Source organism: Lactococcus sp., assembly GCF_036648155.1.
Taxonomy (GTDB): Bacteria; Bacillota; Bacilli; order Lactobacillales; family Streptococcaceae; genus Lactococcus; species Lactococcus cremoris.
The window spans coordinates 33,433-49,154 of sequence record NZ_JAVXIY010000012.1 but is presented as its reverse complement, the minus strand read 5'-3'; the positions used below and the strand labels follow the sequence as shown (position 1 = coordinate 49,154).

Genomic DNA, 15,722 nt, shown 5'->3' with positions numbered 1-15,722 from the left:
GAAACGTCGAATGTCCCACCACCAAGGTCAAAGACAAGGATTTTTTCATCTTTATCTGTTTTATCAAGACCATATGCAAGAGCTGCGGCAGTTGGTTCGTTAACGATACGTTCTACTTCAAGACCAGCAATTTTACCAGCATCTTTAGTTGCTTGACGTTGAGCGTCATTGAAGTAAGCAGGAACAGTGATAACTGCTTTTTCAACTTTTTCGCCAAGGTAGCTTTCAGCAGTTGCTTTCAAGTTTTGAAGAATCATTGCTGAAATTTCTTGTGGTGTATATTCTTTACCATTTGCAGAAACTTTTTCAGATGTTCCCATTTTTGATTTGATAGAAATGATTGTTTCTGGATTTGTTACTGCTTGACGTTTTGCAGCATCACCAACAATGATTTCACCATTTTTAAATGCAACTACTGATGGAGTTGTGCGATTTCCTTCTGGATTTGGAATAATTTTTGATTCAGTTCCTTCAAGAACTGCGACTGCTGAGTTAGTTGTACCAAGGTCAATACCGATAATTTTAGACATATTTTAAATCTCCTTTATTTCTTTTACTTATGAATAGTTTAAAGACTTTGCGGTCAATATTTTTTATTAAATTACTGTGCTACAACAACCATTGCAGGACGTAGTAAACGTTCGTGAAGTTGGTAGCCTTTTTGGAAGACTTGCACAATGCTGTCAGCTGGATGTTCGTCATCAGCTGGGACAGTTTGAACAGCCATGTGAAGGTTATGGTCGAAACTTTCATAAGAAACTTCTTCAACCCCTTCTTCTTTAAGGGCTGAAATTAAACTTTCTTGTACCATTTCAAGCCCTTTTTTAACATCATCTGTCAAACCTTCAACAGCAAGTGCACGTTCAAGATTATCTAATGAAGACAAGATTTTTTTTGCTAAATCTTGCGAGCGATACTTGACAAGTTGTAAACGTTCTTCATTTCCGCGACGTTGCACATTTTGCATTTCAGCAGAAACACGAAGGAATTTATTTTCCCACTCAGTTGCTAACTTTTGCGCTTCATCAAGTTCATTGATTTCTTCTTCAACGATATCTTCAAGCGCTTCTTCTGTTAACTCCTCAGTCACTTCTTCATCAACTTTTTCGTTTTTGATTTCTTCTTTAGTTTCTTCGGACATAGGCCCTCCTTTTTTAAATAACTTTTTAATCATTTACTAATTTCATAATGGTTACCATCAAGGTAACGATAATAATCACTTAATTTCATTGTTAGAACTTTAGCAACTAAATCAAGAACTGATAAAGTTCTTTGATAATCCATTTCTACAGGTCCTACAACTGTCAATGTACCAAATCCACGATAAGGAATGACAAATTTTTGCGAGATAATTGTTAAATTTTTCATAAATTTTTCATCATTATCAAATTTAACAGCTCTCATTTCATCATTATTTGTAATCTCGCGAATTTCATGAAGCATTCGCTCATCATCACTAAAGAGTTTATAGAGCTCTGCAAGATTATCCGTCGCATAGTCAAAAATATTTTTACGACCAGCGACTGTCAGATGTTCTTTGAATAAATCATCAAAGATTGATTCAAAGAGTTGTAAAACTTCACTCGTGACCTTAAAATAGCGTTGAACAATTTGTGGAATTTCAGTGCGTAACGTATAGTGAATATCAATCACTTTTTTACCGACTAATCGTTCCTTAACCAAGTTGCTAAAAACAGCTAAATCTGCTTCTGTCATTGATTTTGGTAAAATAAATTGATTTGTTCTTACCTCACCAGTTCCCAAAGTAATGACCGAGAGTACCGAGTGATTATCAAGCATAACCATTTCAAATGAGACTAATTGTTGGTCACGTTGCGGAGCATTAAGAACAAAACTCGTCAATCCTGTTAGTTCTGATAAGCTTTTAGCCGCAGTTTTAAACAAATCGGACAAGCGATAAAAATCGCCATCAAAAGCTTTCATCACTTTGAACAAGTCATTTTGACTGAACTCTTCTAACTGGATGACATTTTCCACAAAATACTTATAGCCCGAAACGCTCGGAATGCGTCCACTTGAGGTATGTTCCTTTTGAATCAAACCCAGCCTTTCCAAAGCTTTCATATCATTTCGAATGGTTGCGCTAGAGGCTTGGATACTATCAAGGAGCGATTTTGAACCGATTGGTGTATGGTCCTTAGCATAAAGTGAAACAATCAAATTTAAAATTTGTCTTTGACGTTCTGTAATCATAGCTGCTCCTTTCTTTATCTCTAAGTTTTTTCTTTTAGCACTCTTTACCTCTAAGTGCTAACAAGTTTATTATAACCCTTTGTTTATACCTTGTCAAGAAAAAAGACATAAAAATTAGCACTCTTTTTGTTAGAGTGCTAATTTCCGTTATAAAAGATTAGAATCTTTGGATGTCTGCCAGATATTCATTAGTGTAACTACCACTACAGCAATAATAAAAAGATTTTCAAATCCAACTTGATGTTGAACAAAAAGCAAAACATAGTCAATAATTAAAAGTGCCAAAATAATCTCTAAAAGAATAAAAGTCACACGCCAAAATTTTAATAACAAAAAGATTAATAAGACAAAAATCAATAAATAGATAATACTTTGCCAACTTGTAATTGCTGACGAAATCTTATCCGTTAAAGATTTGAGGTTACTAGAGAGATTATTAAAAAATTGAGTAAAGAAATTATTATGAACAAGAAGGATTTTAATCATTTCTGACAGGCTGTAAATAAAGAGAGCAACGTTCACATAAAGTAAAAGTCTAGTTCGATTTAACATGTTCCTAATTTCCTTTAAGCTGGTAATAATTTAAGATACTCTTCCAACGTCAATTGGTGCTCAGTCATGTATTTGGCATTTTCTAAACCAACATAGCGGAAATGCCAATCTTCATAACCAATTCCAGTGACTGCTTTTTTACCATCTGGAAAGCGAAGCACAAAACCATATTTGGGAGCAATCGCCGCAACTTGTTTGGCATATTGGCTTTCATTCAAACTATCAATATTACTCATATCAATTGCAAGACCAGTTTGATGCTCTGAACTTCCTGGTGGTTGAGAATAAGTTTGTACATCTTTTATTGCTTCTTCCTCAGAAATAGGATTCCCTGTGCTATTGACCGTTCCTTGACCATTCATTTCTGCTTGAACATAAGATTGATAGAGTCCTTCTTGGTATGAAACTGACCGATAACCTGAAATAAGATGCTCGGCTGGTGAAATTTCTTGGGCCGCAGCCAAAAATTGTTGAACTGCTGGTGCAATCCGTTGGTCAACTTGAATCCCATTAACAGTGGCTAATGTTGGGTTCATTTCAGGTTTAGGAGATGCTCGGCTGACTAAAACTAAATCCCAGTCAGACCTTTTTGAATCTGGTAAGTCTTTTTTCTTTGCCTCTTCTTTAGATGATGAAATACTTGTTTTTTTTGTTGATTCATTGGTTGAATTCGACTTATTGTTTGTGATTAATATAAATCCCAAAGCTCCGACGATTAAAAGAACAAGCACAATTAAACTTAAAGTAATTCTTTTTTTCATTTTTTAGCTAACTTTTCACTTCCTATTTCTCGATAAGACATGTCCCCAACTTTTCCGATAGTGAATTTTCCGTCTTCAAAAGTCAAATGAGTAACAGAACCATTATCAAGACCATGCGGACGCGGAAGTTCGGGTTGAGCCAATTTTACAAAAGTTCCAATGGTCATACCATGGCTGACAACAACAATATTTTTGGCTCCTTTTGCTTCAGATTCTTTAGCAATGTCTGTAAAACCATCCATGATACGACCTGAAAGTTTTTCCCATGGTTCAGCCCAGCCTGCCGTATCAACTTCAAAAATTGCATTAGCAATCACTTCATCAGGCGGAAATTCATCAGTATGATTATTCCCAGTTTCGGTAAATATTCTTGGTAAAACTCCATCAAACAATTCGCCATCATAGCCTCCGTCAAACGAGCCAAAACACCATTCTCGGATTCTTTTATCGTAAGTATAAGGAATTCCTTCGTTATCAGAATTAGCTAAGATAAAGCCCATTGTTTGAATTGTTCGGCCAGAATCAGACGAATAGGCCCGATCAAATTTAATTCCTTTTTCTTTAAAACCTAAGCCAAGTTCAATAATTCCTTGTTCTCCAGCTTCAGTCAAAGGTGTATCAGACCAACCTTGCGCTCGTCCAATTGTATTGAACATTGTCTTCCCATGTCGAACTAAATAAATATTTACCATCACTACTCCCCTTTTTAATGATTTGATTTTAATAAAAAAGCTTTACGATATCTTTTTTCTATTTGTACAGTTAAAGCCATTCTTGCTTAACTGTAAAGAATGAGCCACGCACTTCACCTGCTAATTTTGAGCGTTGACGCGCAAATTTAAACTTTCCTTCAAGTTCTCTAGGGATTTCCATCCCAACGGAAAGTTTAATGCCGACCGCACGTTTTGGTTTCTTGCCTTCCTGACCAACCTTTTCATAAAGCAGATTTAAAACCATTCCATCTTCATAATAAAATTCTGGCCAGTAGAGCTCATCACTTTCATAAATAGCCACTTCAAGCAGTTTTGCCGAAAATTTCAAATCGCGTTCTTCAAGTAAAATCTGCTCAAACAAAGCAACTTCTTCCTGTTTTTCACTAGCTGGATAAGTCAGATATTCAAATTTATATTTATTCCAAAAATATCGTGCTTCATTAGCCCGTAAACCTGCCAAAGCCTCTGCTACGGGCGAACTTTCTAGCCCGACCGTTTCTACTTCTTTAAAATTTACTTTGTAAGCCATATAATAACCTCCGTTTTTCCACTTCTATCATTATATCATTTTTGGAAGCGCTCTTCATTTTTTTAAAATATTAAAAATTGACCTTGAAGTCAATTTTAGTTTTTAAATGAGTGAATTGGCGCTGGAATTTGTCCACCACGAGCAATAAAATCTGCTGATGATGCCTTGTTGACACGCATGACGGGGGCCACACCAAAGAGACCTCCGAATTCAATTTGCTCTCCTTCTTTACCCATTGGGATAATACGAACAGCAGTTGTTTTTTGATTAATGACACCAATCGCCGCTTCATCAGCAATCATAGCTGCAATGGTAGAGGCTGGTGTTTCTTCAGGAATCGCAATCATGTCCAGCCCAACTGAGCAAACGCAAGTCATCGCTTCTAATTTTTCGATATTTAATGCTCCAGAGTTCACGGCTGCTATCATTCCTTCGTCTTCTGAAACTGGAATAAAGGCTCCTGAAAGTCCTCCAACACGTTCAGCTGCCATAACTCCGCCTTTTTTCACGGCATCATTAAGCATGGCAAGTGCGGCTGTTGTTCCATGAGTTCCAACAGTTTCTAAGCCCATTTCTTCCAAGACACGCGCAACTGAATCCCCAATTGCCGGTGTAGGTGCAAGTGATAAATCAACAATTCCAAATTCAACATTCAGTCTTTCAGAAGCCATTTGTCCAACCAGTTGACCAATTCTCGTAATTTTAAATGCTGTTTTCTTGATAGTTTCAGCTAAGATATCAAAAGATTCGCCACGAACTTTTTCGAGGGCACGTTTAACAACACCTGGCCCTGAAACCCCAACATTGATAATCGTATCCGCTTCACCTACACCATGAAAAGCCCCTGCCATAAAGGGATTATCTTCTACAGCATTAGCAAAAACGACAAGTTTAGCATTGAGCCATTTGTCCCCTTTGGACATAATTTTGATGGTTTCACCCATATCACGAACTGCTGTCATATTAATTCCGCTCTTAGTTGAACCAACATTTACTGATGCACATACGCGCTCAGTTGCTGCTAGGGCTTTAGGCATAGATTTAATCAAAATCTCATCCCCTTTTTGATAGCCTTTTTGCACCAGTGCCGAATAGCCACCGATAAAATCAATACCAATTTCTTTTGCTGCGCGATCCATAGCCAGGGCAAGCGGAGTATAATCATCAGCAGCTGTTGCTGCACCAATAATTGCGATTGGCGTTACCGAAACTCGTTTGTTCACAATCTTAATCCCAAGTTCGTGCCCAATCTCATTGCCGACTTCGACAAGTTTACCTGCTTTATTGACAATTTTTTGATAGATTTTTTCAGCGGCTTTGTCAATATCAGCATCAATACAATCAAGAAGACTGATCCCCATTGTTATTGTGCGAATATCGAAATTTTGTTCTTCAATCATCGCAATTGTTTCTTTGATATTTTGGATGTCCATTATTTGATTTCCTTAGTTTTGGTTAAAATATTACTGACAGAAATATTTTTTATCTCTGTCAGTAAAAATGCTTAATAATAAAAGTAATTTGTCGACTAATTTTTTCTGTCAGTCAATTACAATTTGTGCATCGCGTTAAAAATAGCTTCATTTTGAACATGAATATTAACGCCAAGTGCTTCACCTTTTCTTGAAAGTTCAGCTTGAAAAGCTGAAAAATCACTGTTTCTAGTTTCAACAACCATCATCATGGTAAAAGCTCCACTCATCAAAGTTTGTGAAATCTCAATGATATTTGCTTCTAATCCTGATAATGTCGCTGTGACTCCAGCGACAATCCCGATTTTATCTGCTCCGACTACTGTTACAACTGCGCGCATTTTGTTTCTCCATTCAAATTTTTATACTATTATAACATTTTTATTTAAATTTTCAGTCAATTTTCTTGTCAAGTAAATAAAGTTTTTTAGACAGCTTTGTCAGTACATTTGAATTATGTTTTATCTCCCTTATTTTGCTATAATCAGCTTATCATGACTTTAAAAACTTTCTTTAATTTTACACGTATTCAAACTTTACCAGCGGCTTTGCTCTCACCAATTGCTGGCTGCCTTTTTGCTCTTTGGTATTTTAAAAGCTTCCACTTTTGGCCCACATTTTTCTTTTTTATCGGTTTAGCGAGTATTAATCTTTTTGTCTCTGCTTGGAATAATTTAATGGATTATCAAAAGGCGCTTGACCCTGAATATAAAAAATGGAATATTATCGTTGCCAAATCAATTAATCCTAAACTTGCTTTAAAAATATGCTTGTCTTTCTTAGTTGTTGATGTAATTGTTGGACTAGTTGTTCTTTTCATGACTAATCTTGCTGTTCTTCCCATTGGTGGCCTTTGTTTTTTGATTGCTATTTTCTATACCTATGGTCCTTTTGCTTTCTCTCGCTTTCCTCTAGGTGAACTTTTAGCCGGTCTTTGTGAGGGATTTTTTGGATTTTTCCTTGCGGTCTATCTTAATTCTTATGACAAAGGATATTTTTTCATTAGCTTTGACAAAAACTGGCTCATGACTTGGACTTGGGATTTTAAAATTCTTCTCCCAATACTTTTAGTCGGCTTGATGTGTTTTGTTCAAAATTTTAATATCATGTTTTCTGACAATATTTGCGATTTAGACCAAGACATTCGTAACGAACGTTATACCCTTCCTTATTATTTAAAAATTCCACTGAGTTTAAAAATATTTACTGGACTTTATCTTTTTGCTGGACTTTGTATTCTACTTGCTGTTTGTCTCAAAATTTTACCCATTTGGTCACTACTCATGCTAATCATTTCAGTTAGAGTCATTTCTAATATTCAAAAATTCAGGGCAAAGCAAAGTAAATCAGAAACTTTCCATTTACAGATTAACAATCTTATGCTATTTAATGCCTCACTTGCTATCACTCTTTTACTAGGTATCATTTTTAGATGAACAAAAAAAGCGCTAAGCGCTTTTTATTTTTCTAAAGAAAAGTCCATGAGAACAGGTTGATGGTCTGACGATTTAAATTGATTATCAATGGTTTGTATTTTTAAGTCTTTTATATTATTTGAAACAAGAAATCCGTCAATAATTCCAAAAATATTTTTGGGATTATTTTGATGATAAGCAAAATCAAGTGAGCGCACGGTTGGTGCATTAGTTGGTGCAACTACTCGCATTCCTTTAGTCAAATTCTCCGTTGGAAACTCCTTCATCCAAGTCAATTCTGGATGAGCTTTACCAGCTAGGGCATGATTATAGTCTGCTCCACAAATCACATAATCCCCTTTATTGACATACTTTTTCATCGCATCAAAGAGTGTCAATAATTGTTGCTTTTGAATTTTTTGGTCTGTGATAAATGCTGATAAGTGAGTATTAAAAATTACAAACTTTTTATCTGAATTTTTGATAGGTAAAAGGCTGACAGAAAATGCTCGGTCTAAATCAAAAAATTTATTAAAGTTGGTTTCGATTGGTAACTTATATCTGGTTGAATTTTCAATTTCATATTTAGAATAAGTCATAATGCCAGATTTGGATTTTCCAATTGGTTTTGTCACGGGATAAAATAGATAAGCAGAGTCATAATTTTGCGTTAATACACTGCTATAATCAGGAAGACCTGCGCGTACCAACTGAGGTTCATTCACCTGCTGACTTCGGTCTCCTTGCCAATCAATTTCTTGAATATTTCCGAAATCAGGATTTTCTTTTTTAATAAGTCTAATATCTTCTTGAATCGCAGACTTGACAGCAGATTTGCTGTAAGCACGCACATCATCACCACCATCCATGAAAAAATTAAAAGAAGGTGGGTAGGAACCATAACCAATATTAAATGTCATCATTTTATAGGTTTTTCCCAATTCAACTTGTTGAGTTTGCGGATTTTTGATACTTTGCTTGATATCATTTGGCAAACGATGATATTGAGCATAGACATAGATAACGTATGAGCCGATGATGACAGCAAAAACTAAAATAATGCTGACAATAATTTTTCCAATTAATTTCAAACGATTTTTCATATTATTCACTAAATATTTTAGGAAATTTACTGACGAAGACTCCGAAAATCTCTGTCAGTAAAATGGGTGGCCTAAACTTATTTACTTTCTTCAATCATTTTTAATACTTCTTGTGTTGAACGCACTCGTCCAAGTCTAGTGAAAATTCCGTCCACAATTCCCTTATGCAAACTTCCATTAAAATCAGTCATTGCATCTTCTACGGCAATCACTTGATAGCCATGTTGGAAAGCTTCACGAGCCGTTGTATCACAACCAATCGTTGTAGCAATTCCGCTCAGAACAATTTCTTCAATTCCACGGCGGCGCAATTGGACATCTAAATCTGTTCCATAAAAGGCCCCCCAGTTGTGTTTAGCAACATGGATAACATTGTCATAGTCTTTATCGTAAGCCTCTGGCATGACAAAATCAGAGAAGTCCGCTGGTATTTGCCCATGTGCAAGAGGGGGATTATCCGTTTTTGGTTTTAGAGCTTCTCCACCATAATTTTTAACATGAACAAAAACAATCAAAGCTTCTGTATTTTTTAAACTTGTTACGAGCTCTTTATTTTTAGCCAATACATCTTGTGCAGAATAAGGAGCAAAACCTTCACGACCAGCAATTCCTTTTTGCAAATCGATGATGACTAATGCTGTTTTATTTAAATTCAAAGTTTTCATTTCTTCTTTCAAAATTTAAGGTCTTTTGTGTGCTTTTTTTCTTCCATCAGTAAATTTTTTGCCATTCTCTTTTTTGTCAGTAAATTTACCTTTGGCAGCTTTGCTATAAAAAGGTTTTTTGCCCGATTTTTTCTTTTTCTTATCAAATTCAGGTTTTCCATCAGTACTTCTACCCTCTTTTGATTTACTGCCAGCTTTACCAGCAGCTTTTGGTGCGACAGATTTAACTTTAAGGGATTGATTTGATTTTTTGCGTCCTTTAGATTCAGGCTTTTTCTTAGCTTTAGCCGATTTATCAATCAAATCTAATTCTGATGGAAGGTACTCAAAGTCAATTTCGCCAGTCATCTTATCTGCTTTGACGACTTTGATTTTAATTGGTTGACCAATTTTAAAAGTCAGTCCTGTTCTTTCACCAATCAAAGCTAACATTCGTTCATGATAAGTGAAAAAATCACCCTTCAACGTTGAAATATGAACTAATCCTTCGATTGTATTTTCAAGTTCAATAAACATACCAAAACGAGTGACTGAAGCAATAATTCCTTCAAACTCTTCGTCCACATGTTCTTCCATGAACTCGGCTTTTTTCATTTTTTCAACTTCACGTTCAGCATCAACCGCTCGACGTTCACGATGACTAGAGTGCTCCGCAATTTCTGGGATTTTTTCTTCCCATTTTTGTAAAAGATTTGCTGGAATTTTACCCGCACCAATTTCACGAATCAAACGATGAACCAACAAATCAGGATAACGACGAATAGGTGAGGTAAAGTGAGTATAATTTTCGGCAGCTAAACCAAAGTGACCCTCATTATTTTCTGAATAACGCGCTTGTTGCATACTGCGTAATAGCATTGTTGACAAGACCATTTCACCCGGTTGTCCCTTGATTTTTTTCATGAAGGCTTGTAAAACTTTTTGATCAATTCCGTTTGAGGTTCCTTCAATTTGCATTCCAAATGTTGCTGCAAAATCAATAAACCGTTGTAATCTATCTGCTTTTGGTTGCTCGTGAATCCGATAAATAAATGGCAAGCCATGTGCTTCAAAATGAGTGGCCACCGTTTCATTGGCTTCAAGCATGAATGATTCAATCATTCGTTCAGCAATGCCACGATTGCGTTTTCTAATTTCAATAGGTAGACCTTTTTCATTGACAATGATTTTTGCCTCTACCGTGTCGAAATCAATGGCTCCACGTTGTTTACGCATCGCTTCTAAAATATGATGGATTTCAACCATAATTTTTACAGAATCAGCAATTTTAGCATACTTTTCAAGCGTGTCTTTATCTCCTGCAATCATTTGATTGACCGCATCATAAGTCATTCTTTCAGTTGTCTTAATAATTGATTGTGAAATTTGATAATTAACCACTCGACCTTCTGGGCTAATTTCCATCACACAGGATTGAGTCAAGCGATTCAAACGTGGGTTCAATGAACAAATCCCATTTGATAAACGCTCTGGCAACATCGGTACCACTCTGTCAGTAACATAAACTGATGTTCCACGTTCATAGGCTTCTTTATCTAAAGGTGAATTTTCCGTTACGTAGTGCGAAACATCCGCAATATGAACACCTAATTCATAATTTCCATTTCCCAAACGTTTGGCATGGACAGCATCATCAAGGTCTTTGGCATCAGCTCCGTCAATTGTGAACGTCATTTCATTACGATAATCAACTCGACCCGCAATTTCACTTTCTGGCACTTCTTCTGGCACTGAATCAGCTTGCTCCAAAACCTCTTTTGGAAACTCTGATACAATGTCCATTGAAGCCAAAACTTCTAACACATCTATCCCTTGATCATTTGCCTGACCAATAATTTCTGTTACCAGTCCTTGCATGGTTTGAGGAAATTCTTTATCAGGATAGTGTGTAATTTCTACACGAACAATTGCTTTATTTTCTGGTTTGAGTCCTTCATCGCCCAGATAAACTCGATAAGGAATTTTTTTATTTCTAGATTTAACGAAACCAATCAGTCCAGTTTGCTCTTTTTCTTCCTCATTTAAAGCAACAAAAGTTCCAACGACTTGATGAAGCTCATGACGGATAATTTCAACAACATGCCCCTCGGCAGCCGTTCCTTTTAGGGAGTTGGCATTCTTATCAATCTCAATGAAAACCTCATCTCCATCAAGTGCAAAACCTGTTTGCCCGCGTCCAATAAAGACGTCTGGTTCGTCAGCATCAATACTTACAAAACCAAATCCAGCCGCATTTGCTCGGAAAATTCCGCTGATAACTACTTTTGCTTCCTCTTGTTCTGCTAATTCTACTTTCCCTTTAGCAGTAAAATGAAGCAAGTGTTCAGCTTCTAGTGAAGCCAAAGTTTTAACAAAAACTTTGTAATCTTTGGCCTTATTCATATGTAAAGCAACTGACAATTCTTCCACTGACAGAGCTTTTTTTGAACTATTCTCAAGATAGTCCATAATTACTTCTCTAATACTCATTTTTATTCTCTCAAGTAAGCTTTCTTGACCACAAAAATCGGACAAGAAGCCCCTTTCTTATTATAATATTTTTAAATATTGGCTCGATTTTTAGCTAATATTCTAATGATTATCAGTGGTATTAATCATTTTATCAGACCCAGTTGGCTGATAGAATCAATTCTACCACTGACAATTGCGACATTGAAACATTTAACACAATTTTAAAAAATAAAATACGGACTGTTTTCAGCCCGCAATTTTAACGTGTTGATAAAACAACAAGAGCAAATCCAATGACTAGCCATAAACCAATCATGATTGCTGTAAAACGCTGCATCACAGCTTCAAAACCGCGCGCTTTACGACGTTCGAACAATTCACCCGTTCCACCAGAAAAAGCATCTGCCGCTCCATCTTGTTTTGAAGGTTGCATGAAAATCGCTATAATAATAAATGCTGAAACAACAAGCATTGCAACAAGCAAAATGTCATAAATTACTTTTTCCATAGTCTTATAAATTATTTAGGCGATGAGCCTAATCTCCTTTTTCAAAATTGCGTTACTTACAGTTTACCATATTTTCTATTAAATGTCATTCCGAATCCTTTAACAAAAAATTACTGACTTCTTTGTCAGTAATTTTTATTTTATCCAAGTTCAACAACAAACTTATAAGCTTCTTGAGCTGCTTGAGCACCATCACCAACTGCTGTTGTGATTTGACGGAAATCCTTTTGACGAACGTCTCCCACGGCAAAGATACCAGGGATATTTGTTCTCATGTGGTCGTCAGTAATAATCCAACCTGCTTCGTCAGTAATTCCAAGATTACCAGCAAATTCAGCTACTGGATCAAGTCCTACATAAATGAATATTCCACCAAAAGCTTTTTCAGTTACTTCACCTGTTTTAACATTTTTATAAACAACAGATTGAATTTTTTTATCATCTCCTTTGATTTCCATCGGAACAGAATCCCAAATAAAGTTGATTTTTTCTTCTTTAAAAGCTCTTTGTTGAATAATTTCTTGTGCACGTAATTTATCACGACGATGCATAATCGTCACTGATTGACCAAAACGAGTCAAATAGAGTGCTTCTTCAACAGCCGAATCCCCACCACCAATGACTAAGATTTCTTGGTTTCTAAAGAATGCACCATCACAAACGGCACAATAAGAAACTCCACGAGCTCCATATTCTTCTTCTCCAGGAATTTCTAACTTACGGTGATTAGCTCCAGTCGCGATAATGATTGATTTTGTGATGAACTCATCATCTTCGGTGATAATTTTTTTATAATCACCATGATCTTCAATGCCAGTCACAAAACCATAAGCATTTTCAACTCCCAAACCTTCCAAAGGTTCAGCCATTTTCATTGAAAGTTCAGGTCCCATGATTGTTTCATAACCAGGATAGTTTTCAATCTCTGCTGTATTATTCATTTGACCGCCAGGAACACCACGCTCTAAAAGCAAAGTTTTCATTTCAGAACGAGCAGTATACATCGCTGCAGTCATTCCCGCAGGGCCTGAACCAATGATGACAACATCATATTTCTTTTCTGTCATTTTTTAATCCCTTTTCTAAGAGCTAAAGAACTCCCCTTAAATTTATAAACTCAAGCTAGCTTTTAAGCAAACTTGAGCTCTTCATTTATCAGATCTAAAAACTCTTTTTTCTAATATCTAAAATCTTATAGCCTTATTTTACATTGTCAAACGATTTTTTTCCATTAATTAGATTTATTTAAAAAAATAAATTAAATTCATAGGCCCCGAATTTTTAAAATTACAAGAACGCCTAAAACGGCAAAACTCAAAATTGGTGTTGTTAATATCCCAACCAAAATCAAATCAAAAATTCTATTTCTTCTTTCAGCCCATGGTTTTTTTGTATTTCTCACTAGGTAAGTAAAAGCATAAAACCCACCCACCAATAAAACAAAGATGGCTGAAATTAGTAAACCTTTTAGATAAAACTGTAAAATCATCATTTTAGTTATTGACCTCTAAATTCTTGACATGCCGTGATAAAAACTCTCGTGTACGAGGATTCTTCGGTGAGTAAAATACTTCTTTAGGACTTCCTGCTTCTATAATTTTTCCTTGCTCAAGGAAAAGTACTTTTGTCGCCACATTATAAACAAAGTCCATTTCATGGCTGACAAGAACCATTGTTTGTTTATTTTTGGCGGCATTAAGAATTACTTCTTGAACCTCGCCAACTAATTCAGGATCAAGTGCCGATGTTGGTTCATCCAAAAGCAAGAGCTTTGGTTCCATCGCTAAAGCTCGAGCAATTCCAACCCTTTGTTTTTGACCCCCGGATAAGAATTTAGGATAGTAATCTTTACGGTCTGTCAAACCTACCTTAGCCAATTCGGCGTCAGCAATTACTGTCGCCTCTGCTTTAGATAATTTTTTAACCTGAATCAAACCTTCCATCACATTTTCAAGAGCCGTCCGACGCTCAAAAAGATTGAATTGTTGAAAGACCATTCCGGTTTTACGGCGCAATTCAAGCACTTCTTGTTTGGTGATTGTAGAGTAATCAATCTTTAAATCATCAATTTCAATCTGACCACTATCAGGTCTTTCTAAATCATTTAATGCTCTTAAAAAAGTTGATTTACCTGCACCAGAAGCACCGATGAGTGCAACGACATCTCCTTCTTCAATGTCCAAACTTATATTTTCAAGAACTTGATTGCCAGAAAATGTTTTACTTATATTTGTAATTTTAATCATCAGAGCCCTCCTTATGCTTGGTCAAACGGATTTTTACTCAAAGAAATTTGAGCACGATTTTTACGTTTATCATTTGGCATTCTGACGTCCAACTTGCGTTCTAATGTTCTAATCAAAATTTCAAAAATGATACAGATTGGCCAATAAACCAAGGCTAAGGCCAAATAAGTTTCAAACAGTCGGAAAGTTGATCCACCAATAATTTGAGCCCGAGCCGTCATTTCTACCACACCCGCTACGAAAGCGAGTGAAGTAGATTTCAAAAGACCAATCAGAGCATTTCCTAACGGAGCTGTCGCAACTGTTGCCGCCTCTGGCAAAGTGACACGCATAAAGACTTGGAAATTCGTCATTCCAAGTGATTTAGCCGCTTCAATTTGCCCTTTATCTACCGATTGGATCGCTGCTCGAATAGTTTCTGAATTATAAGCCCCTTCATTAAGGGCAAAGGCCACAATTACAAAAAGCATTGCCGGAATCGTGTTCACATTATAATTCGTTCCATAGTTCATATTAATTGCTTTTAAAATCAGTGGAATCCCTGTATAAGAAAGATATAATTGCACCAAAATTGGCGTTCCACGAATAAAGCTGACAAATAAAGCACGAAGTTGATTTAAAATAGGAATTTTATTGATACGAACTAAGGCAAGAATAAGTCCCAAAAGCAAACCAAAAATCATGGCAATGATTGTCATTTCAAGTGAAGATGGAATCATTTTAATAATTGGTACAAAGGCATCCACAAAGGCTGACCAACTGAAAATCTTTGTGAAAAACATTGTCCAAAAGTCATGAAAGTTGTACTGACCTTTAATTAAGAGAAATGGAAGAGCTGGCAAAATGATAAGTGCCAAAAGTAAGGCAATTCCAAGAATTATTTTTTTGTTTTTTTTCATATTATTTTAATTTTCTAATAGGCAAAACTCTGTCAGTAAAAAAGTGACAGAGTTTATTAGCAATTTTTGAGCTTATCAGCTTAGCATCATGCTTTTTACTAATTGGCTCGATTTTTTACCTGACCATCACTTCTACTATTATACAAAATTTTGGCCTTTTTTTCTCCTATTTTTTACGAACAGAGCTGTCAGTA

At 35.9% G+C, this 15,722-nt stretch carries 18 protein-coding genes; 1 reads left to right on the top strand and 17 read right to left on the bottom strand.

Annotated features, from left to right (window positions below):
* The 9 genes from RSC39_RS11230 to RSC39_RS11190 form a co-directional block, all read right to left on the bottom strand.
* A partial coding sequence (locus RSC39_RS11230; protein ID WP_332537253.1) for an Hsp70 family protein occupies positions 1-530 on the bottom strand: 530 nt, incomplete at its 3' end.
* Between the two features lie 71 nt (positions 531-601).
* Positions 602-1,141, bottom strand: coding sequence for a nucleotide exchange factor GrpE (gene grpE, locus RSC39_RS11225; RefSeq protein ID WP_011835409.1), 540 nt, complete (start codon positions 1,139-1,141; stop codon positions 602-604).
* Between the two features lie 29 nt (positions 1,142-1,170).
* Positions 1,171-2,214 (bottom strand): heat-inducible transcriptional repressor HrcA, encoded by a 1,044-nt coding sequence (hrcA, locus tag RSC39_RS11220; protein WP_042747573.1) that lies wholly within the window; start codon positions 2,212-2,214, stop codon positions 1,171-1,173.
* Positions 2,215-2,361: 147 nt separating this feature from the next.
* A complete protein-coding gene (locus tag RSC39_RS11215) occupies positions 2,362-2,766 on the bottom strand; it encodes a hypothetical protein (RefSeq protein ID WP_332537250.1) in 405 nt (134 codons plus the stop codon).
* A gap of 14 nt (positions 2,767-2,780) precedes the next feature.
* A complete protein-coding gene (locus tag RSC39_RS11210) occupies positions 2,781-3,527 on the bottom strand; it encodes a D-alanyl-D-alanine carboxypeptidase family protein (RefSeq protein ID WP_332537248.1) in 747 nt (248 codons plus the stop codon).
* Positions 3,524-4,219, bottom strand: a complete 696-nt coding sequence (locus tag RSC39_RS11205; protein ID WP_231722124.1) for a histidine phosphatase family protein — start codon at positions 4,217-4,219, stop codon at positions 3,524-3,526. Before RSC39_RS11205 ends, RSC39_RS11210 begins: the two co-directional genes overlap by 4 nt.
* 70 nt (positions 4,220-4,289) lie before the next feature.
* Entirely contained in the window at positions 4,290-4,769 is a 480-nt protein-coding gene (locus RSC39_RS11200) for a hypothetical protein (protein WP_042747569.1), read from the bottom strand.
* 95 nt (positions 4,770-4,864) lie between these two features.
* Positions 4,865-6,202 carry a DUF711 family protein gene (locus RSC39_RS11195; RefSeq protein ID WP_011675899.1) on the bottom strand — a complete coding sequence of 446 codons (1,338 nt, stop codon included), beginning with the start codon at positions 6,200-6,202 and terminating at the stop codon, positions 4,865-4,867.
* A gap of 116 nt (positions 6,203-6,318) precedes the next feature.
* Complete coding sequence (locus RSC39_RS11190) at positions 6,319-6,582, bottom strand: ACT domain-containing protein (RefSeq protein WP_332537244.1); 264 nt, start codon at positions 6,580-6,582, stop codon at positions 6,319-6,321.
* A 153-nt stretch (positions 6,583-6,735) separates the two neighbouring features.
* On the opposite strand from RSC39_RS11190, the gene RSC39_RS11185 reads away from it, so the two are divergent.
* Entirely contained in the window at positions 6,736-7,677 is a 942-nt protein-coding gene (locus RSC39_RS11185) for a UbiA family prenyltransferase (protein WP_332537242.1), read from the top strand.
* A 23-nt stretch (positions 7,678-7,700) separates the two neighbouring features.
* On the opposite strand, the gene RSC39_RS11180 is transcribed toward RSC39_RS11185, so the two are convergent.
* The 8 genes from RSC39_RS11180 to RSC39_RS11145 all read right to left on the bottom strand — a co-directional run bounded on the left by RSC39_RS11180 (position 7,701) and on the right by RSC39_RS11145 (position 15,528).
* Entirely contained in the window at positions 7,701-8,759 is a 1,059-nt protein-coding gene (locus tag RSC39_RS11180; protein WP_332537256.1) for an endonuclease/exonuclease/phosphatase family protein, read from the bottom strand.
* Positions 8,760-8,836: 77 nt separating this feature from the next.
* Positions 8,837-9,424 carry an isochorismatase family protein gene (locus RSC39_RS11175; RefSeq protein WP_332537240.1) on the bottom strand — a complete coding sequence of 196 codons (588 nt, stop codon included), beginning with the start codon at positions 9,422-9,424 and terminating at the stop codon, positions 8,837-8,839.
* 15 nt (positions 9,425-9,439) lie between these two features.
* The gene (rnr, locus tag RSC39_RS11170) at positions 9,440-11,893 is read right to left on the bottom strand and encodes a ribonuclease R (protein WP_332537238.1); all 2,454 of its coding nucleotides are present in this window, start codon (positions 11,891-11,893) and stop codon (positions 9,440-9,442) included.
* 241 nt (positions 11,894-12,134) lie between these two features.
* Positions 12,135-12,383 carry a preprotein translocase subunit SecG gene (gene secG, locus RSC39_RS11165; RefSeq protein WP_011675893.1) on the bottom strand — a complete coding sequence of 83 codons (249 nt, stop codon included), beginning with the start codon at positions 12,381-12,383 and terminating at the stop codon, positions 12,135-12,137.
* A gap of 140 nt (positions 12,384-12,523) precedes the next feature.
* Complete coding sequence (gene trxB / locus RSC39_RS11160; protein ID WP_332537235.1) at positions 12,524-13,450, bottom strand: thioredoxin-disulfide reductase; 927 nt, start codon at positions 13,448-13,450, stop codon at positions 12,524-12,526.
* A 197-nt stretch (positions 13,451-13,647) separates the two neighbouring features.
* On the bottom strand, positions 13,648-13,875 hold the full coding sequence (locus tag RSC39_RS11155) for a DUF4059 family protein (protein WP_011675891.1): 228 nt from the start codon (positions 13,873-13,875) through the stop codon (positions 13,648-13,650).
* Position 13,876: 1 nt separating this feature from the next.
* Positions 13,877-14,629, bottom strand: coding sequence for an amino acid ABC transporter ATP-binding protein (locus RSC39_RS11150; RefSeq protein ID WP_021037081.1), 753 nt, complete (start codon positions 14,627-14,629; stop codon positions 13,877-13,879).
* Between the two features lie 11 nt (positions 14,630-14,640).
* Positions 14,641-15,528, bottom strand: coding sequence for an amino acid ABC transporter permease (locus tag RSC39_RS11145; RefSeq protein ID WP_332537232.1), 888 nt, complete (start codon positions 15,526-15,528; stop codon positions 14,641-14,643).
* Positions 15,529-15,722 lie beyond the last annotated feature (194 nt).